Raw genomic sequence first — 22,967 nt, 5'->3', positions numbered from 1 at the left:
CCGAGTTCAATGTTCTTGCGTGCCATGGCTTCTCCAACTAGCGGGGAGGATCAAAAGGATATTGATATTCAGAGACATCAATATAAGGACATTGAGGAACACGATCAGTTGCAACACCCCAAGTACCAGATGGTGTTCCAGGGAATTGAAGTATACGCCCGTATGTTGACTCTGGTGAAATCCACATGTTGTGAACAATCATGCCTTGTAAACCATAACAACCTTCATGTAGGCCGCCTCGCATCAAGTTCTGGCCAGCAGGTAGCGGGTTTTGGAAAAAGCATCCCCTGCTCCACGGGATGTATGCCGCGTACGTCTTACTTGGGTCTAGCTGGTATATGAACCCGTACTCAGGGTAGCCACCAAGATAGCTACCCCCAACATCATATTGAGGAACAACTACTCTGTAGTAGCCTACACCACCACCAAATGGAAATGGCGTGCCCCACTGGTCTTCAGCTTGTGGGGGTGGTGGTGCCGTAGAGGTACCAATAATATTTAGAGGCTGCTGTAGACTGTTGAACGTGAAAGATCCATCTTTAGCCCTAGTTTTAAGTGCCGGCCCTGTAAAAATTGGCGCCATCAAGTCAAAACAATAAACCTTAATATCGGCTACTTGCCCGGCAAAATAGAAAACCGTGTTATCCCCCTCTTTTGAGACAATGGACTGATTGCACGCACCCGTTACAAAAACAATAGGACTTATCGCATTCTTGACCACGAATTTATAGATATTATCGTAGTAGATATGAGGACCTCCGGTTGGCTGGGTGCGCCTCCAAGTCTCAGCAAACTCCACTGGACCGCTCTTGATCAAGCCATAAATAGACTTTGACGTATCGTACAAGATGCTACCATCAGGATTCCTGGCGATTAATGCTGCTGTAGCCATTAAAAGTATCCGTAATAGATTCGACAATTGATCGGAAAACCGCTAGGCAAACGATACTGCCAAGTAATCAGGTCATTTGTGAGCGTCACGCCAGGCGGCTTACCAGCCGAACGCACGCTAGGCTCAAGCGGGGCAATGGTATAGAAATAGCTCTTGCCTGCTGGCATGGTTATAGATGCAGACCCATTCTCTTTGTTTGTAGTAACAAAGCCAACGGACTGGCTAAGGTACTTAGTCATGTCTGCCGTGATATTGCCGGACTGATCTCTTGTAACAAGTCCGGCGCTCATGATGCATCAACGCTCAAGTCGATAGCTTTAACGCCGTTCGGGTAATAGATATAAATCCCGCTATTATTAATCACCAATTTATTTCCCCCTCCAACTTGCCCCATCATCTGAAAAGTTCCGTCTGGCAAAAACGCCCAGCCGGAAACATCCTTCTCATAGTTGTTAGAAGTCAGGTTACTGCCGATCTTGAGCATATCGATTGAACCGTTCTTGATGAATGCAGACTTCATAAAGACCTGGCCGCCTTCAACAGCAAATGGGACATTACCGCCCCGCTGAATTGCAAACATATCCGCGTCAATCACGAACTTCGACTGCACCACTCCGCTGGGGCCGTTCTCAATACTCAGGGCAATGCCTGCGAACTTGTACTCGCCGCTTCCAGAGTTGTACTGCAGGCGCGTGGACCACATTTGCGAGAACTTGCCGTTGGCCTCCTGCGCGACGCGCAGCCCCTCGTCGGCCTTCAGCGACACTCCGTTGAGATTTGTCTCAACTGTGCTTGTGCGCTGCGCTACAGCGCCCACCGCATCAACCCTGGCCTTTGTTTCGTCACGGATGGCCGCGGTGTTCTGGCCAACCTTGGCGTCAACCTGGGTGATTCTTTCGCCCAGGGCAGAATCAGCCGTAACCATTGCGGTGGTCAGGCCTGTGACGCGCGCATTTGCCTTGCCGAGATCGGCCTCGACTATGTCCGTGCGCTTGGCCTGGACGTAGTCGCCTTCTGCGACGGCGGACCAGACCGACCACACGCCGGCATAGCCGGTGTCTTGCCCTACAAGTTCGCCGTCGTCACCAGCCATCGGCGGATTGAGCTGCACATAGACGCCGTCCACCTTCTCCGACACTGCCGTCAGCTTGCCGTCGATGTTGGTGATCTGTTGCGTCAGGTTGTGCACCTCGCCAGCCAGCGCGTTGGCCTCCTCCAGGATCGTCCCGACATCCTTCCAGTACTGCGCATTCGGCGGCTGGGTGCCAGCTGGTACCGGCCCGAGGGCCTGGTACAGGTTCTGCCCCTGCCGCACGATCTCGCCCTTCGCGTATGCCTTCTCCGGATCCCAGACAAGTGCGTCGGTGTACTGCTTGATCAGGTCCTTGATCGCTTCAAGGCGCTCGTTGATCGATCCAGGGCCGTCGCCGCTGATCTTGTCGATCTCCCCCTTGAGGTGCTGGCCCAGGCTGGACTCATCGATCTTGCCCTTGATGTAGTCGAGGATCAGATCGGCATCGGAGCTGGCCTGGCCCATAACTCCGCCTACGGCCGGATAGAACGGTCCAACGTTGCCGGTACGGTCCACCAGGCGAGCCCAGAAGAAGAACTGCGCGCCGGCGGCAAGGCCTTGCAGCAGAAAGTCCGACTGCGGATAAGCCAGGTCCGAGAGCTTGGCGGCCTGCTCCAGGCTGTTGCCTGCGCCATACCAGATCTCGGTTCGCTGGGTGTCCTCGGCGCCGACAGGGAATCCCCACTTCAACTTGATGCCGAACAACTCGCTGGAGGCGTTCAGGTACGCCACCGCCGGCGGAACACCGTCCTTGCCCTTGAGTTGGGTTAGTTCTGAGCTCTTCCAGGTCGAGGAGATCTCGAAGGCGCTCACTGCACGTACTCGGGCAAGATAGGCGCCAGCGTAGATACCAGTCACGTCGACGCTGGTGGAACCAGTGCGCTGCAGCTTGATCCAGTTGCCGCTGTCCTTGCGCCATTCCACGTCGTAACCGACAGCGCCGGATACCGCGGGCCAGGCAATCGTCATCGTGCTGACAGCCAGGCCTTGGTCAATGGCGTAATCGGAAGTCAGCGCCACGCTCGCCGGCGCCGGAACAGTAGTCACCGGAATGATGCTGATCGGCCGTTCTTCCAGGCGAGCCCCGGTGTCGATCGATGCGTATTTGCTGGGCTCATACTGCAGGGCGCTGATTTCGTAGTCGCCTTCCGGCGTTCGTGCAGTCCGAAGCACGCGATACAGCGGAATGGCCAGATCATCAGCATCGAGAGCCCACTGCAGGTCCTTGGCGGGAGGTTCGCTATAGGCTGTGGTCACCGTGACCTGACGCCCCTTGACGCTCTGCACCGTGCGTCCCTCAGCCCTGCCGGCGGGCAGGTTGATGATCAGCCGATCGCCGGCCTTCGCCTGGGTGTCCCGGTCCAGCGTCACCACGCGACCAGCCGCTGCCGCGATTCGTCCGCCCACCTCCCGGCCTGCCAGCAGCGAATCGGCAACTGGGATGATGAAGCCAGGCAATGGAATCTGCCCTTCCATCCCGGTTTTGAAAGTAACTGTCCGGTCCTGGTTGTTGCTCAGGATTGCCCACTTGGCGCGGCGCTGGGCCTCACTGGCCCGGGTGCAGCCGATTGCGCTGATCTCGGTAGGCTTGTCGCCAAACCGACGTTGCAGCGGAAGATCAGCATAGGGAATGACGTCGGTGTCGTAGTTGTTGGCCGGATTGTCGTAGCTCACCAAGCAGCGGGTGTAGCGGGTCTTTGCCGATGCGCTGCCGTAGGAAAACTTGCCATCCACCACGTTCGCACGGGTGAACACATAGTCGATGTCCTGGGCCCGAGGCATATCGGCCTGCATGACGAGCTGGCCCTGGGCCCAGCAGGTCATACCGCGATAGATGCCGGCGATATCCCGCAGCAGTGACCAGGCATCGGCCTTGCCTTGCAGGTTCATGTCGCAGAGGAAACGCGGCTCCTGGCCGCCCAGGCCGTTGGAAACCAGCTGATCGCAGTATTGCGCGATCCGGTAGAGCTCCCACTTGTCGACCATCCAGCCCTTGATGCGCTTGCCCAGGCCGAAGCGGTTTTCGGTGCAAATGCCGAAGGTGATCCAGGCAGGGTTGTTGGTCCAGGCCTGCTTCATCGTTCCATCCCAGATCCCCGAGTAGGTCCTGGCCACCGGATCGTAGTTGCTGGGCACCTGCCACTTGCGGGCTTTGCACTTCACGGTGACGGCAGGAATGTTGGTGAACTGCTCGGCGTCGAACTCGATGTAGAGCAGTGCGGTATTCGGGTACCGGATCTTGGCGTCGATCACCTGGGTGTAACCGGCGATCAACATGGTGTCGGCCACTTTGTTGGTGTTCTGGTTCGGGGTAATGCGACGCACCCGGATCTGCCAGCCCGACGTCGCAGGCGGCAGATCAATTCGGCGAGAGCGCTCGTAGCGAGAAGTGCTCTTGCCGTCCACGGCCTCGGCCAGGACCTGCTGATAAGCTCCGCCGTCGGTGGCTACATCGATCGCGTATTCGATTCGGTAGCCCTTAACGTTGCCCTCGTTGTCCTGTGCCTGTAGCGCCGGCCAGGCCATCCGCACCCGTACTGCCGAAAGCTGAGTGTTGCTGATCGACTGCACCCACGGCGCACCGCTGCGCAGTTCGATGTTCAGCGAGGTTTCATTCTCGACCGAGGGAATGCCTGGGATGTAGTCCTGGTCCACAGAACCCGGCCGCCACTCCCACTTCACGTTGGTGAAGTTGTAGGAGCCGCTGGCATCCTGAATTGGAGTGTTGTCCAGGTAGATATCGCGAGCCGTTGGCGTGCCCTCGAACTCGCCCTCGCCTACCGCGATCAGGATCTTGGCCAGGTTGGTCGAGCGCAGGCTATCTGCTGCCTCATAAGGCATTTTCGGCTTTTTCTCGCCGCCCTTGGCGCCGTGGATCTCGACGTCCATCTTTCCTCCAGGCATAAAAAAACCGCCTCAAGGCGGCCGTTTGACGTTGTGGTGTTTAAGCTTTGTCTTCGGCGTAGATCGAGGCAGAAATGATCGCCCCGCCCCACCGGCGCTCACCAATGCAGATCGGAACCGGGTTGCCACTCGCGGTGGTGTTCTTGGCACTGCCGAAGGCGTAGGAAGGCATGTTCTCGGGAGAGGCGCTTTGCTTGAGACCGCCTTGCTGGGGGCTGAGCATTTGGATCACGCCGCCGGCGACAAGGCCGATACCCGCAGGCGTCAAATAAGGTGCGGTTACAGGAAAGGCCCAGGAAATCGCAAGCAACACGACGCCTACTATCGTTTGCAATGCGCCACCACGCTTGCTTCCACCAATCACTGGCACTATTCGCAATTCGCGAGTACCGCCGAGATCCAGCTCAGACTCTCCTACATTTTTACGATTTCGGAACACCGCAAAACGCATACCGAGGGAAGCAAGCCGTTTAATTTCGTGCTCAAATCCCTCAATGGTGCAGTTCAGAGCTTTGAACACTTCTCGGGATGTGCCCGAGTCGATCTTCCTGGAATGACGTCTGCCAAATTTTTTAGCAAGAGATCCCGAAAGCATGATCGACGTCATTCCTTGGGCGGTCATAACTGCAGCAGCCATATTTCTCTCCTTCCAAAAAAAACCGCCTTTCGGCGGTTTTGGTCTTATCGGCATTGCTGAAGAGAGTCTCGCAACCCTCCTCTCCCAATTTGTGACCATGCAACTCGCTGGTAAAGCTTCGCGACGCTTCCTGACTTAGCCTCTCGAATATCCAGCACATCATCAGTTTGTTGCGCAAAACCATTGACCAGGCGATACCCAGTAGAGGTTTCAGTCATGCTCGCGTTTGAATTGTGCTCCTGCCATTCAGGGAACACGCATAGAGCAAAGGCTTTAGGTGTTTTCGCAGATGTAACCGTGACTTCTGGTGTCGACGACATCAGATCTGCAGACGAAGAACACCCCGCCAACACCGCAAAAGCCACGGCCGCTGTCAAAATTCGCATAGTTAGTCCTTATGAGCGCTCATGCTGAAGGAGAGGAAGCAGAGCGATATTTTATCGCTCTCAACATCCCTCAACTCGTATCTGACCCTGTCGAGACCAGCGTCGATTCGTGCCACGACGAGATCCATGAATTGAGTTAGTCCACCGCCGAAAGCGCTCAGGTTGAGCGCGCTGATATCTTGAAAAAGTACCGTCACTGCATCAGCGCCTGATTCATCGGTGGACATCTTCAATGCCAGATCATACCTGTAGTTCTGGTATTCGATGCTCATCGAAATAACACAGCAATACTCTCTCAACAGCTCATTTAACTGATCGACTCTATCCATGTCAGAAGTCGGCAGTGACTTCTATAATCGCGCACTCCCGGCCTTCCCCTTCCGCTGCTGCAGAGATCTCAGGTCGCCGCATCACATCACGGCTGGTAACGACATTGAAGGCTGATACGTCATTAATCTCAAATGGTCGCACCAAATAGCCTGGAACAACCACATCCGGATCTTCGGACGTCACATAGATCTCAAGATTTGAGTCTAGCTTCTGAAGCTTTTCGATGAGTTCTTTGACTTTCACTGGGCATCCTTTTCAGTTGGTACACTACTGGCGCGTTAGTCAAAAGAATACCACCCATCAGAGATAAAAAGCCCAGCGCATGGCTGGCAATAACGTTCTAATCAAGAGCTGACTCTGTGGCGCCGTCAGCTCACTTACTATCGGCAGACGCCCTGAGCAACTCTGCATCCCTGGTTGAAACCTCTACCAAAACCCTCCTCTTTTCAGAGTCGCAAGTGATCAGGACGTCCATGCCGTTGCTGTAAACGCGCACAGCCTTTTGGCCAGGCGCATCCGAGACCTTTTCTATGCGAGACGGACGAGAGTTCAGCTGGGCGATGATCTGAGCTTGTGCTCGCTCGCACCGACTGAAATCCATTGGTACCACGCTTGAATGGGTGTCAGCAGACACCGCGAACGGGCAGGAAAGAAAAAGTAAGGCAACCGCAAAACATCCTTTACCCATGACCAGCCCCTCCATGCACATGATCAGCTACCTTGGCGATGCATACGCCAGCGCCATACATGTGCCTGGACCTGCCGTTTATCCTTTCGTTCAAGCTATTTGATGCTGCTGCGAAAGGGCTGGATCCAGATGCAAAAAGCCCAGCGCGGGGCTGGGCTTGGCGGATCAGCGGTGATCGGCATCTCTGCGTCGACGCTCGTCGATCATTTCATCTGCGATTTCACCTGCTTTTGCAACTGCTTTCTTGATGTCGTCATCGACCGAATTTCTGAAAGCGCCAGGGGTTGAAATAGCAGTAATCGCGGCAGCGTAGTAAGCATCCCAGGCAGCCAATTCCTCTTTGTCCAGCTTCCGAATCATACCCACCTCATTCAATGAAGATGGGCGCAACGCTATCACGTCCTTCGGTGCAAAAACCTGATCAGCCTAAAGAAAATCTGATCCTGTCCACCCATCCACCCTGGACGGAAAGCCAGTACGTGAGCTGGGCTTGGGCGTAGTAGCGTTGTGCCTCCCAACGAACCGTTCCAGTCCGTTGCAGGAAAGCCCATAGACTGGGGAGATGAAAAAGGAGAGGCATATGTTAGAAGAGCTCAACATTACCCCGCAGCAGGCATTGCAGCAAACCGCTCAGACGCTTATCGCTCTTTCAAAAGTCCTTGCGAAAATCGCCCCAGGAATTACCCAGATCCAGCTTGAGCTTACGGTTGAGACATGCCTTGCTGAAGGCTGTGGGAGTGAATTGCCTGAGGCTATTCTCGAAAAGGTATTCAAAGGCGCAGCACCTGCAACATTTCTTAAACCTGAAGATTTCGACAACAAGCTGCAGGACACCAGTCAGAAATCTTGATCTTGATTCTGTCCCGAACCGCTTCTTCAATCGCGTCTGTCGAGATGAATATTTTTCCTTCTTCATCTATCAGCCAACGCTGACTCTGCGCCGGGCCTACATCGGAGCCCGGTGTTTTAACTTTAATATCTTCCATCATCCTCTCCTGCGGCCTGGCCGCATCAAGTTGTTGATTGTGCTTCTTTGTGCCTGAGGATCAGGCGAGCCCTGTCGTGCCACGGACCGCCGTAAACGATGATCTCGCTGAGTCGCCCGTACAGGTGGTGCAACAGGAAAGGTCCTGGGCCGAAGGTGCCTGAATCTTCCCCGGGCAATACGGGATCGGCACCCAGGTAGATGCCGGCATGGTTAGGATGTGCAGTGCGCCCCACGGACATGACGATCATGTCGCCGCGTTGCGGCTGGTCGACCCGATAGAAGCCGGCAGCCTCATAGGCCTGCTCGTACAGGCTTGGACCGGCGGCCTGCTCCCACCAGCCGTCCTCGCGGGTGTAGGGCGGGAAGTCCAGGCCCCGCTCGCGCTTGTACCAGTCGGCGCAGACCTGCCAGCAGTCCCAGGCGCCGTGTACGAATGAGCGGCCCAGCAGCGGCGTCTCGCCGTTGGGCATGATGGTCCGCAAGTCACCCTCAGGCCACGACAATATGTGCCACGGCAGACCGGTGGCCTCGCACATGGCCAAGTCACGGGGTGATGGCCTGCTGGTGGCGTCTGGATGCGAATGCACTATGCCGATCACCTCGCCCTGCTCCTCGGCTTCGGCGTACTGCTCTGGTGCGATGCGGAACTCCTCCGTCGGCTCGGTGGCGACGTTGGCGCAAGGGAAGTAGAGCTGCTTTCGGCCCACAGCCAGGATCAGCCCGCAGCACTCCCGCGGGTACTCAGCCGCAGCGTGCTTCTGCACGGCAGCAAAGATGTGTTTGAGCATGGTCAGCTCCTCGCGATCAAGGAGACAGCGGGATACCCCCCGAATGGCAAGGCATTTCCTTCGCCAAACCTGCATTTGCAGCCGGTCGAAAGCAGCCCATTGCACTGGTCTTTTTCAGGATCATCGGTGGGGTTGCCGTCCATGTCGAAGTAGCCTCCGGTCCACCCACAGTTCGGGCCCCGGTACCCGGCGGTCAAAGCCCAGTGGCAAAGCGTGGTCATCTGGCGGCCAATTGACTCCGAGCCCACATCACCAGGACTGGCAAGCTCCCAGGTCACCGACTCCCCGTCCTCGTTCGTCTTCTGGTCGATGTACCAGACCTCTATGGCTTCCTGGGTAGGGTCGGCCTGAGGATTTCCGCCCTCGAAATTTGCGGCGTCCAGGAACTGGCCCAAGGTGTTGCGCATGGTCAGCTTGAACTCCAGCAGATCGTCGAACGCCAAGCACAAGGCCGTGATACGACCGTTGACGTTGCCGACGGAGAGCTTCGGCCGAACAGCAGTACCATCGCCGTTCGCCTCAATGCCCTCGATCTGCATGGGCCAGGCACCGTACTCGTTGCCCTGCCACCAAATCGACTTGGCGGGCAGCTCATCCGCTGCAGCGCCGGCGGCGATCAGTTCCGCAGGCGTGTGCGGTATAGCGTGCCCATGGAAGCGAAGGATATCGGCGCCATAGTCCGTTCCGTCGAGTTCGAACAGCAATACCTCGCTGCCAGGCTCGAGAGTCTGGATATCACGAATCAGAGACATGGGATTCCCTTAGGGGTGAAAGGCCCGCTCGAAAGTGGCCGTGAGTTTGAACACGCCTCCGCCCACAGGAACCGGCGTGGGATTCTTGCAGGTGAACAGGCCCAGCTGGCCCAGGGGTGTAGTCCACAGAAAGGCTTTCGCGCCGGCGTGCCGGTCGAAGAAGGCCATGATGTCGGCTACCTTCGACTTCGAGCCGGTATAGGTGATCGGATAGGAGTCTTGCTTATTGTTGGGGCCGTCCCCCACCACCTGCTTGTACCCGCCCCCAAACTGGGTTGATCGAGTTCGATATTCGATGGTAGGGGAATCCCCGTTCTGCGTTGGCCAGGTGAAGGTCTCTATCGCCATCACGCCCTCCCATTGGTGAGTCGCCAGATGGATCCGCCAGGCTGTAGCGCCCGATTAATGGCTGTTTCCGCTTCGGTCTTGGCTGCTTGCTGGATGCTCTTCCCAATCTGGGCGGCGTCCTGTGGTGCCGTAGCGGCTCCTCCATCGCCGGAGGTCTGGACTGACACCGATACAGGGAAGTTGTAGGTATTGCCGCCGCCCTGGGCACCAGCGGCGCCAGCAGGCGCCCCAGAAGTCAGCGGAGTGACGCTACCGCCGTTGGCACCGGTCATCAGGAACGACCGACCGCCCTGGCTGTACAGCTCGGGGCCGCGTTCGTTGACCTCGTACAGCGAGTTCGCGGCAACAGGGCCGCCAGTAGCACGCTGCCCGGCAACCCACGACGAGAACCCGCTACCGGTGTACCCAGCCTGAGTAGCTCCGGTAGCACCGCCGCCGAAGTACGAGCCTGCAGCAGATGCCGCCATGCCGAACAACGAGCTGAGCGCAGAAGATGCCGCCTGCCGTGCTGCGATCCGAGCCATGTCGGCCAGAATCGATTTCGTGAAGTCCGCAAACGAGAACTTCCCCGTGGTGGCAAACTGCACGATCGCGTCTTCCATGGAGCCGAAGGCGTTGGTGAATAGGCTCTTGGTTTGGCCGGCAACATCCCGCGCTGACTCCAGGTAGTTCTGCCAGGCGGAAGAAGCTCCATTCGTCCAGTCGCCCTGGGCGGCCGTCATCTCGTCGTAGTTGCTGACCACGGTGTCGTGCAGCTTCTGCTGGGTGGCTTCCAGCGCCTGTAGCTTTTGCGTGTACTCATCAAGGCTCATGCCCCGGGAGCCATTGCCGTACTGGTTGGCCAGGTCCAGCTTCTGCTGGTTGATGCGGTCGTCGATCGCGTTCTGTTGGTTGGTCAGATCCCGCTGGCGATCACCCTGGCCAAGGCCCGCGGCAGCGCGCAGGCCCTGCTCGCGCAAGGTTTCGACTTGCTGCTGCAGGGCGTTGGTGTAGGTCTTGACCGCCAGTTCCTGCTTCTTCAGCCGGCCTTCTTCGTTCTTGGCCAGCACGCTCAGCTCGGTGTCAGCGTCTCGCTGAGCCTTGACCATGGCGGCGCGGGCATCGGCGATCTTCTGGTCCAACTGGATGCGCTGGGCCGCTGAGGTACTGGCCTTGCCCTTGGCAGCCTCAAGTGCCGCAATCTCTGCCTCATAGGCCGCTGTGACCTCGTCCCGTTCATTGCCGATCAAGGCCTCACGCTTGAGCAGATAGTCGGCCTGGGAAACCAGCCCGGCCTTCTGTGCTGCGTCCAGCTCCTTCTGGGCGTTTTTGTACTCGGACAGGATGCCGGTGAGGTTGTTTTTCGAATTGTTGAAGGCCGTCAGGTCTACCGCGCCGGCGGCAGATTTGGGGTCCTTTTTCTGCTCGTCGATCGCCTTTCGCAACTTGTCGTAGGCTCCGCCGGAAAACTTCTTACCGTCGTACTGAACCCCATCCAATAGCGAAACCTTTTTCCCTGTCTCTTCGCTCCTCCGGAAAAGCGTCGTGAACTGATCGTCGAGCTTTTTGTAAGCCTCCTGCCGCTTGGCGAGCGGGTTCAAATTCTCCATCTGCTTGTCCAGTTCCTTCTGGACCGCAATGAGCTCCTTATTCGCCCGGGTTTCCTCGCCAGTTGCTACCGCATTACTCTGGCTGGCCGCCTGCCGCGCCTTCAGTGCAGCGAGCTTTGCTTCCAGCGCAGGCGTGGAGTCGTCGTTCTCCCCGTCAGCCAGCCCAAGAAAGGAGTTAAGCGAGCTCAGGCCATTCGATACAGCGCCTGCGACACCGCCTCCCTTGCGGGTATCCAGCACCCGCTGGGTGATCTCGATTTGCTTGGCCAGGTCCGGGAAGATCTCAGATCGAATCTCGGCGTAAGCGCCCTTGATGGCGACCTTCACCCGATCCCAATCGCGCTCGATGTCCGACAGCGATTCACGGTAGTTTTTTAGCCGCTCCTGCGCAGACTGATTCAGGTTTTCACTGAGAGTATCCAGCGCACGCTGGTGGTCACCCTGCTCGTCGATGGCCTTGATGACCTGGTACTGCTCATAGGTCAGCAGACCATATTGATCGCTGATCTTCGAAGCTGCTTCCGTCGCGGTATCACCAGCGTTGGCCAGTGACTTCGCGATATCCCCTGCCCCTTTACCAGTCACCTCACCGATAGCGGCGGCGGCCTGGGCTAGGTTCTGCATCTGGAAGCCGCTGGTAGCTGCACCAGAAGCCAGTGCGATAACAGCTTCACGCGCACCACTCAGGTTACCGGTGAGAGCCCCGGCCGACTCGCTCATTGCCTGGAGGCTGGCGATGCTTTGCCCCGCGTCGTTTGAGCCGCCGTTGATAGCGCTGTTGAACTCCCGTGCCTGCTTCATGGCGTCGAGATAGGCATACCCGAGACCACCAATGACCCCGGCGAGCAGACCTGCCGGCAACAGGGCCGCAGCCAAACTCTTAGCCGAGGCACCAGCTTCGGCGCCGAGCTGGGCAACGGCACGAACGCCGCTCCCCCAATCCCCCGACTGCAGGGCATTGCTCAACTGCATGACGTTTTCTTGAGCCTGGCGGGTGCCGAGCTTCAATTTGTCGAATGCAGTTTCTGTTGCAGTCAGACCAGCTCGGTCCTTGCCGATCTTGGCCAGGGCCTCGTTGTAGCGTTCAGCGCTGATCGTTCCACGCTGAAACGCCTCATTCGCCGCCCTTTCTTGCGCCTCCAGCTTGGCCAGCTTCGCGTTCACCGGGTCAATGCTGTTGACCGTGCGCTTGAGTGCTTCGATCTGCCGGTTCTCGGCATCGATTAGGCGCTGTTTCTGCGCCGCCTCCTTCGCCTCGGCCTTCTCGATCTTGTCGAAGGATTTGCCGAGACGCTCCTGGTAGGCCTCCTGCTGCTCGATGGTGACCAGACCACCCTTGCGGGCACGCTCAAGCAGTCCCTCTGCCTGAACCAACTTCTCCATGCTGTCGATGTTGCCGGTCATCGCTCTGTCGAGCTGGCTGATGATGGCGATTTCGCTTGCTGCGCTTGCACCAGCCTTACGGCTGGCGTCGACCTGGCGGTCTTTCGCGCTGGTGGCCTTGTCGATGCCCTGGGCAGCCTCCGCCTCCGCTTGGCTGATTTTCTTGCCGGTGCTGGCCAGGCCCTCCCCGGCCTTGCCAAGATCATCGACGGCCTTCTCTGCCCCTTCGGCCGCGTCGACCAGTTTATCCAGGTCATCGGCAGCCTTGACCGCCTGAGACGACTCAACCGCAATGCCAAGCGAAGCGAAGGTAGTGCTCATTTGTTGTCTCTCTGTTCAGCCATGACGGCCAGGGCTTCAGCCTCCATCTGCCGGATGTCACTGAAAATGCTTTGCCGGGAGCTGGCTGGCACGCCACACATTCGGATGACACTTGGCAGCGCTCCGTAGTCCAGGCCTGTCGCGCCACACGCCCCCACTCGCCATTGAGTGCTCATCGCTTCGAAGACAAGGAAAGCTGGCCAAACATCCGGCCACACCTCAACGTCCTGGCCAGTCAGATCACCCGCCAGGAAGCCAAAGGTCTTGAGCTCTTCAGTAGATGGCCCCTGCTGATACAGGGCGCGTGCGACGCTTAGGAGTTTCCCAGGCGGGCCTGATTGAAGGCCTCGGAGTAGGCCGCCAGCACAGCGCTGGGTACCGAGACAATCGAGGAGACCAGGAGCCGGACATTCTGGTCGTTGAACTCTTCCTTGAAATCCCAGCCAGCCACCACAGCCTTGACCTGGTCGACCTGCAAATCGATCTGGGCAGCGGTGAAAGCCATCAGGTCCATGTCATCAGCCTTCGCGACCAACGCCTTGTGGCGCTCACCCCACTCGGCGTAGAGCTCGGCCAGGCCGGCCCTATCGAGGTACTTGAACACGAACCCAACCTTTACCGGCTGGCCGCCCAGTTGCGGGACCATCACGTCGGCCTTGAAGGTCGGATTCTGGATAAGTGAGAACTTGGCCATGGGTTACACCGAGGTCAGATAGCGGGTTGGCTCGGATTGCAGCGCCAGGTTGACGGTGCGGGTCAGCAGGTTGTTACGGGAAACCGCCGGCTGCTTGGAGAACGAGGTGTAAGCCCCGTACAACAGGGTGTCATTGCCTGGAAGATCGAGGCGTGCAGCATGTACCTGCTTGCCGGCATCGGCCGACATCAGCACAGCATTGAACGGCTGGGCCGGGTCATCAGCGATAGTCAGGACCATGCTGGCAGCCGACTTGTCAGTAGGGATCTGCTTGCCCTGGTCGTTCTCGAGGAACACCACGTCGAGGTAGTTCTGCTCCCCGCCGGAGAAAGCCAGATCGGTTACTTGTGGAATCAGCACCCAGGTCAGCACCTTCTTCATGGTGCCCGAACCAGTGCCTGCTGGGTAAATCTGGGTATCAGTGGTGTCAATGCCTTCCAGCGTAATCGCGGTTGCCGTAGCAGCTTTCACGCGAACGACTTTGCTGTCCAGCTTGCTCCAACCGGAGGTGAGCAGCACGATGTCTCCAGCATCCAGATCGGCGCCTACAACGGTGGCCACAGCCTCACTTGCATTGGAGATCGCAGTAAATGCCAGCGGAGCCTCGTAGGTGGCAGCGTGTTTAAAAGTGCCGCCGTTAGGAATTTTGTATCCCATTGGGTGTTTCCTCTTTGCAGAAATAACAAAACCCGCTCGATGGCGGGTTCGTTGGGTTGCCCGATGGGCAGAATCAGTTGGTATCAGCTCGGTACTGGAATGACACAGGCACCGTGTAGGTCGTATCCCCCTGAATGCCTGGGCCCTGATCTGGTGGCGTCATGGTGACTACCGTCAGGCCGCCCTTCTCGTTCCGCTCGTACAGAGGGAACAGTGCGCTGATCTCGTCAGCCAGGCCGCCAGCCATACTGCGGTACTTGCCCGAGGGCGTCACGATGCTGACCTGGAACACTCCGGTGTACAGCTTGTGGTCACCCGCCAGCGTGTTGCTCGCGGTATCACCTGGCAAAGTGAACGCCCTCAGATAGGTGGCGCCATCAACAGGTGTATAGGCCTCGTTCTCGACCATGACCTTCAGTGGCGCCGGCAATGCTTTCGCCCAAGCGATTAACTTGGCCTCGTAGATCGTGGCAATTAAATTGTGGCTCATGCCTGGTGCTTCCTGATGGCTTCATCAACGATCTGCTGGAAGCGGGACAAGGTCACCCGGATCATCCCGTGGGGAGCCAGTTTCGAATGCCCATATTCAAGCGGGATGCCGTATGGCAGGTTGTTCACGATGTACGCCGTTTGCCCGATGGTCAGTTGCTCAACCTGAAGCTTCAGCTTCGCCAGGGTGACATTGCCGGATGGGTCGATCTGATCCAGCACACCCTCAGCCGGCGTATCGATCGAGAACTGCCAGTTTCCCCGGAAGCGGCCGCCGACATAGTCCTTTCCAGCGACCAGACCGTTCACGTTGAAGTTTTGGTCGCGCTCGGTCTTGGTCAGGGGCTTGGCGTACTTCACGCCGCGGCGCAACTTGCCGGCCTTGGTGAAGTTGCTTTCGTCCAGGTTGATCAGCGTGTTGCGTACCGAGACTTTGAAGTCGTAGTCGTCGGCCGCACGCTTGTTGGCTTGTCGATGCGTTACGTTCGCCGCCCAGATCTCCGGATTGCCCACCGGTGACATGCGAATCACGCTGTTGCCGATCTCGATCATGATATCGCGAAAGGTTGCGTCGATGCCGGCCTGGGCCTGCTCGGCGAACTGGCGGATGTTTTCGGCGAAGCTACCGTTCCTGCCCACATACCGGTTCATGACCGCACCTGCAGTTCGTACAGAATCGGCGTACCGGCGGGGTTGATCTCTTTCAGCGGTGGAACGATTGACCAGGTCCGGCCCTGAATGACCACCTTGTTCAGCAGGTCCGGCGCCCAGGCCAGCCCCTGCGCGGCGACCTTGAGCTTCTTGTCGCCCTGCTTGATGAGGCTGTTGTTCTGGAACTCCAGGCCAGTGAAGTCGAGCAGGATGCCTTGGGCGGTTTGCTCGGTGACGGTGTCGGGGCCGGCTGATCCTGTCTCAGGGTCGTACTCGCCGGGCTTGATGTCGCGGATGGTCACGGGTTGGCCGAAGCGCGTAATCAACCGCAACGCGGTTTCAGCCGTGCGGTCATAGAACGCGCTCATGATCATACCCTCATAGCAAAAAGGCCTCGCTTGGCCAGGTAGTCGGCGAACTGGGTTCGGCTTGGGCGGTCCGGAGCAGCCGGTAGAAGTCTGCCGCTGGTATTGCTGATTGGCGCATATTCAACATCAACTGCACCCTCGACACGCTCGCGAATTACTGCGCCTTGGCGCTGGTCAATCGGGTCAATGTCGTCGGTATGGATCTCGGCGGCCAGGGCCATCTGGCCGTACTGAATCCGCGCCGGCAGGTAGTTGTTGGGCTTGATCTCCTGATCCAGCAGCACTTCCCGGCGCGGCCAGGCCAGAGCCTGCTCGCTGCTGGTCTTGCGGCCTTTCCAGGTCATGCCATCCATTGCCAAGGCGGCCCGGCGAAGAAGCGCTTCTTGTGCAGGCACTTCCACAGGGATGGTGAGGCCGAATTTCACGGCGTACATGGCGAGATCCTCGGCGGATGCGTAGCTTTCGGCGTCAGCCTTCCCGGTGCCGTCCTCGATGATGAGTGTCATGCGTCAACTCGCTGGAATGGGTTGAAGATTGGCCACCGGGTCACCGGCAGCCAGCAGTATCAGGCCTTGGGCAGCTCAGCGATGAGCTTTTCAAGCGATTCTTTGGACGCGTTGGCCCGGTACTGCACCTTTGCTTCGTCAAGCGTTGCCTTCAGCGCCGCAATTTCCCCAACCTCGTCAACTGGCGGTGCAGGCACCGTCTTCTTCAGAGCTTCGACCTCGCCGCGCAGTGCGTCGACAGTCAGGAGCAAACCATCACGCTCAGCTGTCAGCTCACCGACTGAGGCATGGATGATGCCCAGCGATTCAAACAGACGGGTCGCCAACTCGCCAGACTCGGGTCGCTGGATTTCACCAGCGTCCAGACCATCAAGCAGGAGAATGACTGCGCCATTTTCAGCTCGCAGCTTTGCAACTTCGTCTGCCAGCTCATCAGATGCAGGCACCTTGGCGCTTGGGGCAGGTACGGCACGGGCCTCTACGACCGAAACATCAACACCTGCTGCCTCATAGGCAGCGACAATGTCCGGATAGTCGCCAACGACCACCACCGCCGTTGCATCACGCTCGATGCCGCGAAACAGGCTTGCAGTCCGGTAGCGCTTGTCCGGATCGAAGCCTTCAAGCTGGTTCGTGTAAATCAGTTCCATGGAAATCTCCGTGGCGGCCATTGCTGACCGCTTCCAGGGGCAGGTATCAACCACCGGCCGGTGGCGTAGGGGTCAGCGTGATCATCACGCCGGCGGTGACCTTGTTACTGTCCGCGTGCTTGGCCCAGTTGGCTGCCGAGCCTACGGCGGCCAGGGTTGGGTTGGCACCACCAGCAGACTCCTTCCAGCTGTAGCCCAGAACATCGATGTTCACGGTGCCCTCGGCGCGGTAGCCGATGCCCAGGTTCTCTTCATCGTTCACAGGGTACGAGCGGAAGCCCGGGGCCTGGGACTCGGTGATCACCACAGCATTCGGCAGCAGACCGAAGATCACGTCCGCAGGCGCGGTGTCGGTTACCAGTACCGGCTTACCGAGAGTGCCCGGCAGGCCGCCGTAGATCACAACGCCGGCTTCTTCGTAGATCTTGTTGGTGATGGCCTCGTCGACGATGTCGAAGTAGGCGCTGGAGTGCATGACCCACAAGGCAATGCGGCCGAACTTGTCGCCGAACTTGCGCATGCCACGGGTCAGAGTCTTTTTGCCATCGGTTTCGATGTTGGCGGTGACCACCATGCCGGCGTTGGAGCCAATCGAAGCCCGAAGCGCAGCAGTGGCGTACTGGATGAAACCTTCCAGGGTCGCGTCAGCCACGTCGGCGCCAATGATCTGAGAGAACTCATCAACCGGACGACCACGACGCTTGAACGCCTCTTCGGTGGTCTGGTACGGGCCGTACTTCCATGGGGCCTTGACGCCCACAGCCTCGCCGGCCCCGATCTTCTTGGCGGTCACCTTGCCGGTGGAGTTGACGTCGCGGTGTTCCAGCGAGCCGCCGATCTTGTAGAAAGCGCGCTTGCGGAAGTCGCCCTCGATCAGCTCGTTGTCGAGGACGATCGCACCATTGGAGGATGCGTTGAACACGTCCAGGTTGTCCTGGACACGCTCCAGGTAGGCAGTTTGCGCCTCATCGTTGTAGATGATCAGGTCGCTGTTAACAGTAGTTGGCATGGATGAATCCCCTTACTTGGGCAATGCGAGGTACGCGGTTTGGCCGTGCTTGCGCTGGTAGTCGCGCTTCTGCTCAGCAGTCATTTCGGAGCGCTTGAATGCAGCCTGGCCGCTACCCCCGCCCGGGGCTTGTGTGCCTGAAGCCCTTGGCCACAGGTGAGGTGCGCTTTCGCGCAGAGATTCCGCCCATTCGAGCGGGGTCAGAGGGGTTTTGCCGTCTTTGCCGAGGATGACCTGGCCGGATTCATCAACGGCGACCGCTTCGCCCTCTTCGTTCAGCGAGAACACGCCCTTGGCGCGCAGGATGATGTCGTCGGTTGCTTCTGGTAGTGCGCCTGCTTTCAGTGCCGCACCGCGTACCGAATCGCCCAGGACCTTGCCCTGGAACTTGGCAGCGAAGGCTTCGGCCTTCTCGGCCCGCGCGGTGACCGTCTTCAGTTGCTTGTCGAAGTCGACACGCAGGCGCTCGGTACGGCGGTTGAAAACCTCGTCCACTTTGCCTTCGGTGAGCAGCTTGGTTTCTTCATCTTGGCCGGCCTTGGTAAGCAGCCCCCTCACTGCGTCGATATCCAGGCCATCGAACTGACCTTTCAGCTTGTCCAGTTCGGTCTTGATGGTCTTGTTGGAGCCGATAAGCTCCTGATTCTTGGACTTGAGGCCGGTCACCTCGCCATCCAGGTACTTCTGCACCTCACCGCCGAGAGCGGTTTTCAGTGCGGCAACCTGTGTTTCATCGAGGTTTAGGCCGTGGGCGGCCGGATCGAAATCAAAAGGCATGGTGCTATCCCCTGGGGATTGATTGGCCCGCCTGGCGGACATAAAAAAGCCCCGGCTTTACCGAGGCTCCAGATTTGCGCGCCACGTTTTCGTGTCTCGCTTTTTTGTGGCGCGGATTTATCTATTGATACCGGCACGCTCAAAGGCCAGCGGCTCCAAACTCTTCATCTGCACCAGGGTCAGCGGTGCGAAGTTGCGATCAAGCTGCAGCTCTGCGAACCGCTCCACGGTCAATCCGCCCTCGCGGAACAACTTGCCCCGAACAGGCCCAATTGCCACGTCCTGAAACTCCGCAGGCTGCTGCTGAAGCCACTGGTAGTAGTCCAGGCTTGCGCTGACCTGCTGGGGTCCACCATCACCGACAGAGGCCCGGGTGGCGCCCTTGGCGAAAACTGCACTGAGCTTGGTGATGAGAACGAAGGTCGTCCGACAGTTCGGATGGAACGGAGGCCTGGGCCCGGAGTCGACCGGAAACCGCCGCTTATCCATCGATCGGCAGGTCTGGCTGGTCTTACTGTCCAGCGTGGCGACCATCTCGACTTCGGACACGATGTCCGTGTTGGCCTTGGCCACCTCCATGCGCGCCTGGGACGACACATGCTGAATCGCGGTGTGAACGACAGTGCTGGCATTGCGGCTGGTTGTGGCCAGGATGCCGTCCTTGTAGCCAGCCGCCTTGGTACCGCGGATGTTGCGGATGATCTGGAAGTTCGTCTGCCCTTCGAAGAAGCCCTGCCGGATCGTGCCTGTGACGCGCTCGCGCTCGGCCGTGGTCCACCCCTTGATGAAGGCCTTCAGCAGCTTCCCGCCACCGGTTCCGCGCACGCTGAGTGGATTTGTCAGTACTGCGGCGCGAACCGCAGCAACAGTAGGTGCCGCCACATCCAGCGATACGCCAACCGGCGCCGACCGAGCAATGCTGCTGGCTTCGAACTCAGCCTCATAGTTGGCGATGTCCACTAGGTCGAGATTCAGTTGCGCGCTGTAGCGGTCGAAGATGCCCAGCAGCAGGCTATCGACCTCCTTCAGCAGCGCTTCCAGGCGCTTGACGTTGTACTCGGTCAGGTCCGACCGGGTGAGCCGATCCCGGATCGAGCGATCAATCTCCTTGAGGAAGGGAGCGAACTTGTCCACCTCCCCCGCCTTCAGCTTTTCGAGAAAGACCGCGTGCCGGATCGTTGCGTCAAGGATTGCTTGATTTGCCGCCATTTTGGTTGTCCTCGTCGTCCAGGCCCAGGCCATCGCTCTGCTCCTGCAGCTCGCCATCGATCTGCTGGTCCGTGCGTTCAGGAGCGATCAGCCCCAGCTTGCGCAAGTAGGCCCGCAGGTCAGCCTTCGCGAATCCGCCGTTCTGCCAGAGCCCGACGAGCGCAGTGATCATCTGCGGATCCGCTGTCAGCTCCACGAACTCTTGGTTGACCTGGTAGGAGACCTTCTTGTCAGTGATGCCCATGTACGCGCAGCACCACATGAGCGCCCTGGTGTAGGCCTCGCTGACGTTGGCCACACACCCGGCAAGGACCGAAGTCGATGCAGACTGATCGCCGCGAGCCTCGGTTGCCGTCTTAGACGACAGAGACGCTACGACCATGCGAGCGCCCAGCTCGATCATCATCTGGTTCTTGTCGTCCATGGCCTCCTTGACCAGTGTGTTCGGTTCCGGCTGCGCATAACCAAACTGACCGCCAACCGGCAGGAGCATCGGCGCACGAGAGCCGACGTAAACGCCCTTTTCTTCCAGTAATTTCACCCATTGCTCGGTCAAACCTGAGATCCACGGCTGGGCCTGGCCGCACCAGAAGACGCTGTCTTCATAGTCAGCGCTATTCCGGTAGTGGCCCAGGTTGATCATGGCGATGTCGTAGAGGGGCGATTCATCAATGCTCGGGTCGTTGTTCTGCGCGCCGACGAAGGTGAACGGGATCTCTTTGAGGCGCCCGGAGCCGCCTTCAGGCCTGAACTCCTCAACAATGGCCAGCGGGCCGCCGCCTTTCGGTCCAGATCGCCGCCAGACCCGACAGACGAAGCCATCGGGCTCCAATGCCAGCTCTCGATACTGCTCAATCACCTTGAAACCGAAGCCGTCTTCCTCCTCCGGCGCCTCTCGCAGCACCACCAGGGTCAGCACACTGTGACCATTCACCATCCCGGTACGCCAGTTGATGATGTCCTCAGCGCAGTAGGACAGGATCACCGAGTGGCCACCGATGCCATCGTCCTGGTGGTAGTCGACATAGAGGCCATGCCGACCAGCCTCAAGCACCTTCTCAAGCGTGCCCTGGGAGTGCTGGTAGATGCTCACGCCGGAGCCGTTGGCGTTGTCCTGCAGGTACTCCAGCTTCTTCGATACCGCCAGTGTCGGATCTTTGTGGAACGCCAGGCCCAGCAAGCCGTTTCGGGTGTGCCCGGTGGCGTTCTTGAACACTGCGCGCTCGCGGTAAGCCCGGTTCCGGTCTTGGTTTTCCGGCGACTTGTCGTGCGCGTTAATGTACGGCAGCCGGTCGACTACCCGATGCTGACCTGCACAGACGTCGCGGACTGTCGCCCAACGGGCCAGCGCATCAATGTAGTCCGCCCGCTTGAAGGAGACATCGTTACTCATCGGGCATATCCCATTTTGATAGAGGTGGCTGGCTTCCTGGCGCTCTTCGCCACAGCGAAGTACCGGAATCCGTCAGAACCGTGTGAGGTCCAGTCGTGAAGCGGCTTGTCTTTCCAGCAGCCGCGCTTGTCGTCCCACTCCTTTCGGTAGTTTTCGAGACAGCCGATCCCTACTTCACACTTGGCCTCGTCGAATACACATCTCGACAGGATCTCCCGAACTTGTTCAATGCCGTCGTTGACGCCAAGCTTTGGGACAACCTCGAAGGTCATACTGTATTTCTCGCCGTCGATGTCGTAGCCCTCACGGGCCAGCTCTCGGCGGGTCTTGGCATCGCTGCCGAACTCGCGGTTATCGATATCGTGCGGGCCCCAGTGCTCCGAGTAGGTGTAGCCCTTATCCTTCAGCACCTTCATGTAGTGCCGCAGGCCCTCGCCTGAGTTCTCGTAGTAGTCGATGACGTGATACTGCTCGCCAACCTTGCGCACAAACCAGATGGCCGTGGAGTCGCCGACGCCGATGTCCCAGAAGGTCATCACCGGCAAGTGTTTGTTGTCTGGTATCGAGCCGATACGCTGAGCGGCGTACAGTTTGTTGAACTGCTGGGCGTAGTAAGCGCCCTCAATCGACTGCTGGAAGGCTTCAGCCGGTATCGACGGGTACTCCCGTTTCATGTCGTCGCCGAGGGTCTTCTCCTTGGCGCTGTACCAGGCGCGCTGGCCTGGGTTGGTGACGATGCCGTGCTTGGCAGCCAGCTCGTCGAAATACTTGGCCAGCCGGTCGGGGATGACGACGTCGGTTGAGTCGAGCCAGTACAGCGGATTGCGCCACCAACTGAAGAAGAAGAACTTCCAGTCCAGCAGGCCCAGGGGCACGCCGGCCAGTTGCTGCTTCTCGGCAGACTGGCTGTAGTCGAAGAAGTACCCGGCCCGGCCCTCAGCCGTGGACTCGATGGTGACGAAGCACTCGGCGGCCACTGCCTCGAAAGCACCGGTGACGATCTCCCGCGCCTTGTGTGGGAACTTGGCGCAGATCTTCCCGAACTCGGACACATGCAGGTAGCGCAGCGTGCCACCCCGGAAGGAGGTCGAGACGTACAGCGACCCGCCCTTGCTGAACACCAGCTCGCCTGCGGCATCGTTACGCGCAGGGTTGGCGGCGCGGATCTCTTTCGGCAGATTGTCGTAGGCGTACTTCACCTTTTCCCGGAAGAGGCGCTTGGCGTCATTCAGGGTGTGAGCGATCAGGGCGCACTTGGCAGCCTCGAACAGCGCGACATCCAGTTGGACGATGCAGACCAGCGTGGTGAAGCCCAACTGCCGGGCCTTGAGGATGATGTTCCGGGTGTGCATACCCTGGAAGTAATCGATCTGCTCCTGCGTCATACGGAAGCGGACCTTCTTACCCTGCTTGTCCGTGATGAAGTAGAGGTTGTTCAGCCGCCAGAACCGATCCCGGAGCAATTTCAGGTGCTCGGGCTTCATGG

25 protein-coding genes are annotated in these 22,967 nt (G+C 58.7%); 1 reads left to right on the top strand and 24 read right to left on the bottom strand.

The genetic code is table 11. The features are described from left to right. Nucleotides 1–37 precede the first annotated feature (37 nt). From CAG11_RS33470 to CAG11_RS29715, 7 genes are all read right to left on the bottom strand, one after another. Nucleotides 38–892, bottom strand: a complete 855-nt coding sequence (locus tag CAG11_RS33470; RefSeq protein WP_143494817.1) for a hypothetical protein — start codon at nt 890–892, stop codon at nt 38–40. A 286-nt stretch (nt 893–1,178) separates the two neighbouring features. Further along, on the bottom strand, nt 1,179–4,853 hold the full coding sequence (locus CAG11_RS29745; RefSeq protein WP_085599798.1) for a phage tail protein: 3,675 nt from the start codon (nt 4,851–4,853) through the stop codon (nt 1,179–1,181). A 55-nt stretch (nt 4,854–4,908) separates the two neighbouring features. After that, entirely contained in the window at nt 4,909–5,505 is a 597-nt protein-coding gene (locus CAG11_RS29740; RefSeq protein WP_085599796.1) for a tail assembly protein, read from the bottom strand. A gap of 44 nt (nt 5,506–5,549) precedes the next feature. After that, entirely contained in the window at nt 5,550–5,891 is a 342-nt protein-coding gene (locus CAG11_RS29735) for a hypothetical protein (RefSeq protein ID WP_085599794.1), read from the bottom strand. Nucleotides 5,892–5,893: 2 nt separating this feature from the next. After that, nucleotides 5,894–6,220 (bottom strand): hypothetical protein, encoded by a 327-nt coding sequence (locus CAG11_RS29730; protein ID WP_085599792.1) that lies wholly within the window; start codon nt 6,218–6,220, stop codon nt 5,894–5,896. A 1-nt stretch (nt 6,221) separates the two neighbouring features. After that, nucleotides 6,222–6,464 (bottom strand): hypothetical protein, encoded by a 243-nt coding sequence (locus tag CAG11_RS29725; protein WP_085599790.1) that lies wholly within the window; start codon nt 6,462–6,464, stop codon nt 6,222–6,224. Between the two features lie 610 nt (nt 6,465–7,074). Then, nucleotides 7,075–7,269, bottom strand: a complete 195-nt coding sequence (locus tag CAG11_RS29715) for a hypothetical protein (RefSeq protein ID WP_085599786.1) — start codon at nt 7,267–7,269, stop codon at nt 7,075–7,077. A gap of 220 nt (nt 7,270–7,489) precedes the next feature. Between CAG11_RS29715 and CAG11_RS29710 the strand changes: the two genes are divergently transcribed. Beyond that, nucleotides 7,490–7,759, top strand: a complete 270-nt coding sequence (locus tag CAG11_RS29710) for a hypothetical protein (protein ID WP_085599784.1) — start codon at nt 7,490–7,492, stop codon at nt 7,757–7,759. A 161-nt stretch (nt 7,760–7,920) separates the two neighbouring features. Here the strand turns inward: CAG11_RS29710 and CAG11_RS29705 are convergent, their stop codons facing one another. From CAG11_RS29705 to CAG11_RS29625, 17 genes are all read right to left on the bottom strand, one after another. After that, on the bottom strand, nt 7,921–8,685 hold the full coding sequence (locus tag CAG11_RS29705) for a C40 family peptidase (protein ID WP_085599782.1): 765 nt from the start codon (nt 8,683–8,685) through the stop codon (nt 7,921–7,923). Between the two features lie 2 nt (nt 8,686–8,687). After that, nucleotides 8,688–9,437, bottom strand: a complete 750-nt coding sequence (locus CAG11_RS29700) for a phage minor tail protein L (RefSeq protein ID WP_085599780.1) — start codon at nt 9,435–9,437, stop codon at nt 8,688–8,690. Nucleotides 9,438–9,446: 9 nt separating this feature from the next. Then, the gene (locus tag CAG11_RS29695; protein WP_053138299.1) at nt 9,447–9,785 is read right to left on the bottom strand and encodes a phage tail protein; all 339 of its coding nucleotides are present in this window, start codon (nt 9,783–9,785) and stop codon (nt 9,447–9,449) included. Then, nucleotides 9,785–13,078, bottom strand: a complete 3,294-nt coding sequence (locus tag CAG11_RS29690) for a phage tail tape measure protein (protein ID WP_085599778.1) — start codon at nt 13,076–13,078, stop codon at nt 9,785–9,787. The genes CAG11_RS29695 and CAG11_RS29690 overlap by 1 nt, the downstream gene beginning before the upstream one ends. Continuing rightward, the gene (locus CAG11_RS29685; RefSeq protein ID WP_085599776.1) at nt 13,075–13,329 is read right to left on the bottom strand and encodes a DUF1799 domain-containing protein; all 255 of its coding nucleotides are present in this window, start codon (nt 13,327–13,329) and stop codon (nt 13,075–13,077) included. Before CAG11_RS29685 ends, CAG11_RS29690 begins: the two co-directional genes overlap by 4 nt. Before the next feature lie 62 nt (nt 13,330–13,391). Further along, nucleotides 13,392–13,772, bottom strand: a complete 381-nt coding sequence (locus tag CAG11_RS29680; RefSeq protein ID WP_085599774.1) for a phage tail assembly chaperone — start codon at nt 13,770–13,772, stop codon at nt 13,392–13,394. Between the two features lie 3 nt (nt 13,773–13,775). Further along, nucleotides 13,776–14,429 (bottom strand): phage tail protein, encoded by a 654-nt coding sequence (locus CAG11_RS29675; RefSeq protein WP_085599772.1) that lies wholly within the window; start codon nt 14,427–14,429, stop codon nt 13,776–13,778. A gap of 73 nt (nt 14,430–14,502) precedes the next feature. Continuing rightward, the gene (locus tag CAG11_RS29670; protein ID WP_085599771.1) at nt 14,503–14,919 is read right to left on the bottom strand and encodes a phage tail terminator-like protein; all 417 of its coding nucleotides are present in this window, start codon (nt 14,917–14,919) and stop codon (nt 14,503–14,505) included. Continuing rightward, nucleotides 14,916–15,569: a hypothetical protein gene (locus tag CAG11_RS29665; RefSeq protein WP_085599769.1), complete on the bottom strand. Its 654-nt coding sequence runs from the start codon at nt 15,567–15,569 to the stop codon at nt 14,916–14,918. The genes CAG11_RS29670 and CAG11_RS29665 overlap by 4 nt, the downstream gene beginning before the upstream one ends. Next, nucleotides 15,566–15,937: a hypothetical protein gene (locus CAG11_RS29660; RefSeq protein WP_053138268.1), complete on the bottom strand. Its 372-nt coding sequence runs from the start codon at nt 15,935–15,937 to the stop codon at nt 15,566–15,568. The genes CAG11_RS29665 and CAG11_RS29660 overlap by 4 nt, the downstream gene beginning before the upstream one ends. Nucleotides 15,938–15,939: 2 nt before the next feature. Beyond that, the gene (locus CAG11_RS29655; protein ID WP_085599767.1) at nt 15,940–16,443 is read right to left on the bottom strand and encodes a DnaT-like ssDNA-binding protein; all 504 of its coding nucleotides are present in this window, start codon (nt 16,441–16,443) and stop codon (nt 15,940–15,942) included. A gap of 59 nt (nt 16,444–16,502) precedes the next feature. Beyond that, on the bottom strand, nt 16,503–17,093 hold the full coding sequence (locus CAG11_RS29650; RefSeq protein ID WP_085599812.1) for a hypothetical protein: 591 nt from the start codon (nt 17,091–17,093) through the stop codon (nt 16,503–16,505). A 46-nt stretch (nt 17,094–17,139) separates the two neighbouring features. Further along, nucleotides 17,140–18,102, bottom strand: a complete 963-nt coding sequence (locus tag CAG11_RS29645) for a major capsid protein (protein WP_053152060.1) — start codon at nt 18,100–18,102, stop codon at nt 17,140–17,142. Between the two features lie 12 nt (nt 18,103–18,114). Beyond that, nucleotides 18,115–18,879: a hypothetical protein gene (locus CAG11_RS29640; protein ID WP_085599765.1), complete on the bottom strand. Its 765-nt coding sequence runs from the start codon at nt 18,877–18,879 to the stop codon at nt 18,115–18,117. 117 nt (nt 18,880–18,996) lie between these two features. Beyond that, on the bottom strand, nt 18,997–20,088 hold the full coding sequence (locus CAG11_RS29635; protein WP_085599810.1) for a minor capsid protein: 1,092 nt from the start codon (nt 20,086–20,088) through the stop codon (nt 18,997–18,999). After that, on the bottom strand, nt 20,063–21,481 hold the full coding sequence (locus CAG11_RS29630) for a DUF4055 domain-containing protein (protein WP_085599763.1): 1,419 nt from the start codon (nt 21,479–21,481) through the stop codon (nt 20,063–20,065). Before CAG11_RS29630 ends, CAG11_RS29635 begins: the two co-directional genes overlap by 26 nt. Then, complete coding sequence (locus CAG11_RS29625; protein WP_085599761.1) at nt 21,478–22,965, bottom strand: terminase; 1,488 nt, start codon at nt 22,963–22,965, stop codon at nt 21,478–21,480. Before CAG11_RS29625 ends, CAG11_RS29630 begins: the two co-directional genes overlap by 4 nt. Nucleotides 22,966–22,967: the final 2 nt, after the last annotated feature.

This window comes from Pseudomonas sp. B6(2017) (assembly GCF_002112765.1).
Classification (GTDB): Bacteria; Pseudomonadota; Gammaproteobacteria; order Pseudomonadales; family Pseudomonadaceae; genus Aquipseudomonas; species Aquipseudomonas piscis.
This window is presented reverse-complemented; position numbering and strand designations above follow the sequence as displayed.

Coding starts and splice junctions, on each gene's coding strand:
- CAG11_RS33470 (WP_143494817.1), bottom strand. CDS start 892: ATGGCTACAGCAGCATTAATCGCCAGGAATCCTGATGGTAGCATCTTG.
- CAG11_RS29745 (WP_085599798.1), bottom strand. CDS start 4,853: ATGGACGTCGAGATCCACGGCGCCAAGGGCGGCGAGAAAAAGCCGAAA.
- CAG11_RS29740 (WP_085599796.1), bottom strand. CDS start 5,505: ATGGCTGCTGCAGTTATGACCGCCCAAGGAATGACGTCGATCATGCTT.
- CAG11_RS29735 (WP_085599794.1), bottom strand. CDS start 5,891: ATGCGAATTTTGACAGCGGCCGTGGCTTTTGCGGTGTTGGCGGGGTGT.
- CAG11_RS29730 (WP_085599792.1), bottom strand. CDS start 6,220: ATGGATAGAGTCGATCAGTTAAATGAGCTGTTGAGAGAGTATTGCTGT.
- CAG11_RS29715 (WP_085599786.1), bottom strand. CDS start 7,269: ATGATTCGGAAGCTGGACAAAGAGGAATTGGCTGCCTGGGATGCTTAC.
- CAG11_RS29710 (WP_085599784.1), top strand. CDS start 7,490: ATGTTAGAAGAGCTCAACATTACCCCGCAGCAGGCATTGCAGCAAACC.
- CAG11_RS29705 (WP_085599782.1), bottom strand. CDS start 8,685: ATGCTCAAACACATCTTTGCTGCCGTGCAGAAGCACGCTGCGGCTGAG.
- CAG11_RS29700 (WP_085599780.1), bottom strand. CDS start 9,437: ATGTCTCTGATTCGTGATATCCAGACTCTCGAGCCTGGCAGCGAGGTA.
- CAG11_RS29695 (WP_053138299.1), bottom strand. CDS start 9,785: ATGGCGATAGAGACCTTCACCTGGCCAACGCAGAACGGGGATTCCCCT.
- CAG11_RS29690 (WP_085599778.1), bottom strand. CDS start 13,078: ATGAGCACTACCTTCGCTTCGCTTGGCATTGCGGTTGAGTCGTCTCAG.
- CAG11_RS29680 (WP_085599774.1), bottom strand. CDS start 13,772: ATGGCCAAGTTCTCACTTATCCAGAATCCGACCTTCAAGGCCGACGTG.
- CAG11_RS29675 (WP_085599772.1), bottom strand. CDS start 14,429: ATGGGATACAAAATTCCTAACGGCGGCACTTTTAAACACGCTGCCACC.
- CAG11_RS29670 (WP_085599771.1), bottom strand. CDS start 14,919: ATGAGCCACAATTTAATTGCCACGATCTACGAGGCCAAGTTAATCGCT.
- CAG11_RS29665 (WP_085599769.1), bottom strand. CDS start 15,569: ATGAACCGGTATGTGGGCAGGAACGGTAGCTTCGCCGAAAACATCCGC.
- CAG11_RS29660 (WP_053138268.1), bottom strand. CDS start 15,937: ATGAGCGCGTTCTATGACCGCACGGCTGAAACCGCGTTGCGGTTGATT.
- CAG11_RS29655 (WP_085599767.1), bottom strand. CDS start 16,443: ATGACACTCATCATCGAGGACGGCACCGGGAAGGCTGACGCCGAAAGC.
- CAG11_RS29650 (WP_085599812.1), bottom strand. CDS start 17,093: ATGGAACTGATTTACACGAACCAGCTTGAAGGCTTCGATCCGGACAAG.
- CAG11_RS29645 (WP_053152060.1), bottom strand. CDS start 18,102: ATGCCAACTACTGTTAACAGCGACCTGATCATCTACAACGATGAGGCG.
- CAG11_RS29640 (WP_085599765.1), bottom strand. CDS start 18,879: ATGCCTTTTGATTTCGATCCGGCCGCCCACGGCCTAAACCTCGATGAA.
- CAG11_RS29635 (WP_085599810.1), bottom strand. CDS start 20,088: ATGGCGGCAAATCAAGCAATCCTTGACGCAACGATCCGGCACGCGGTC.
- CAG11_RS29630 (WP_085599763.1), bottom strand. CDS start 21,481: ATGAGTAACGATGTCTCCTTCAAGCGGGCGGACTACATTGATGCGCTG.
- CAG11_RS29625 (WP_085599761.1), bottom strand. CDS start 22,965: ATGAAGCCCGAGCACCTGAAATTGCTCCGGGATCGGTTCTGGCGGCTG.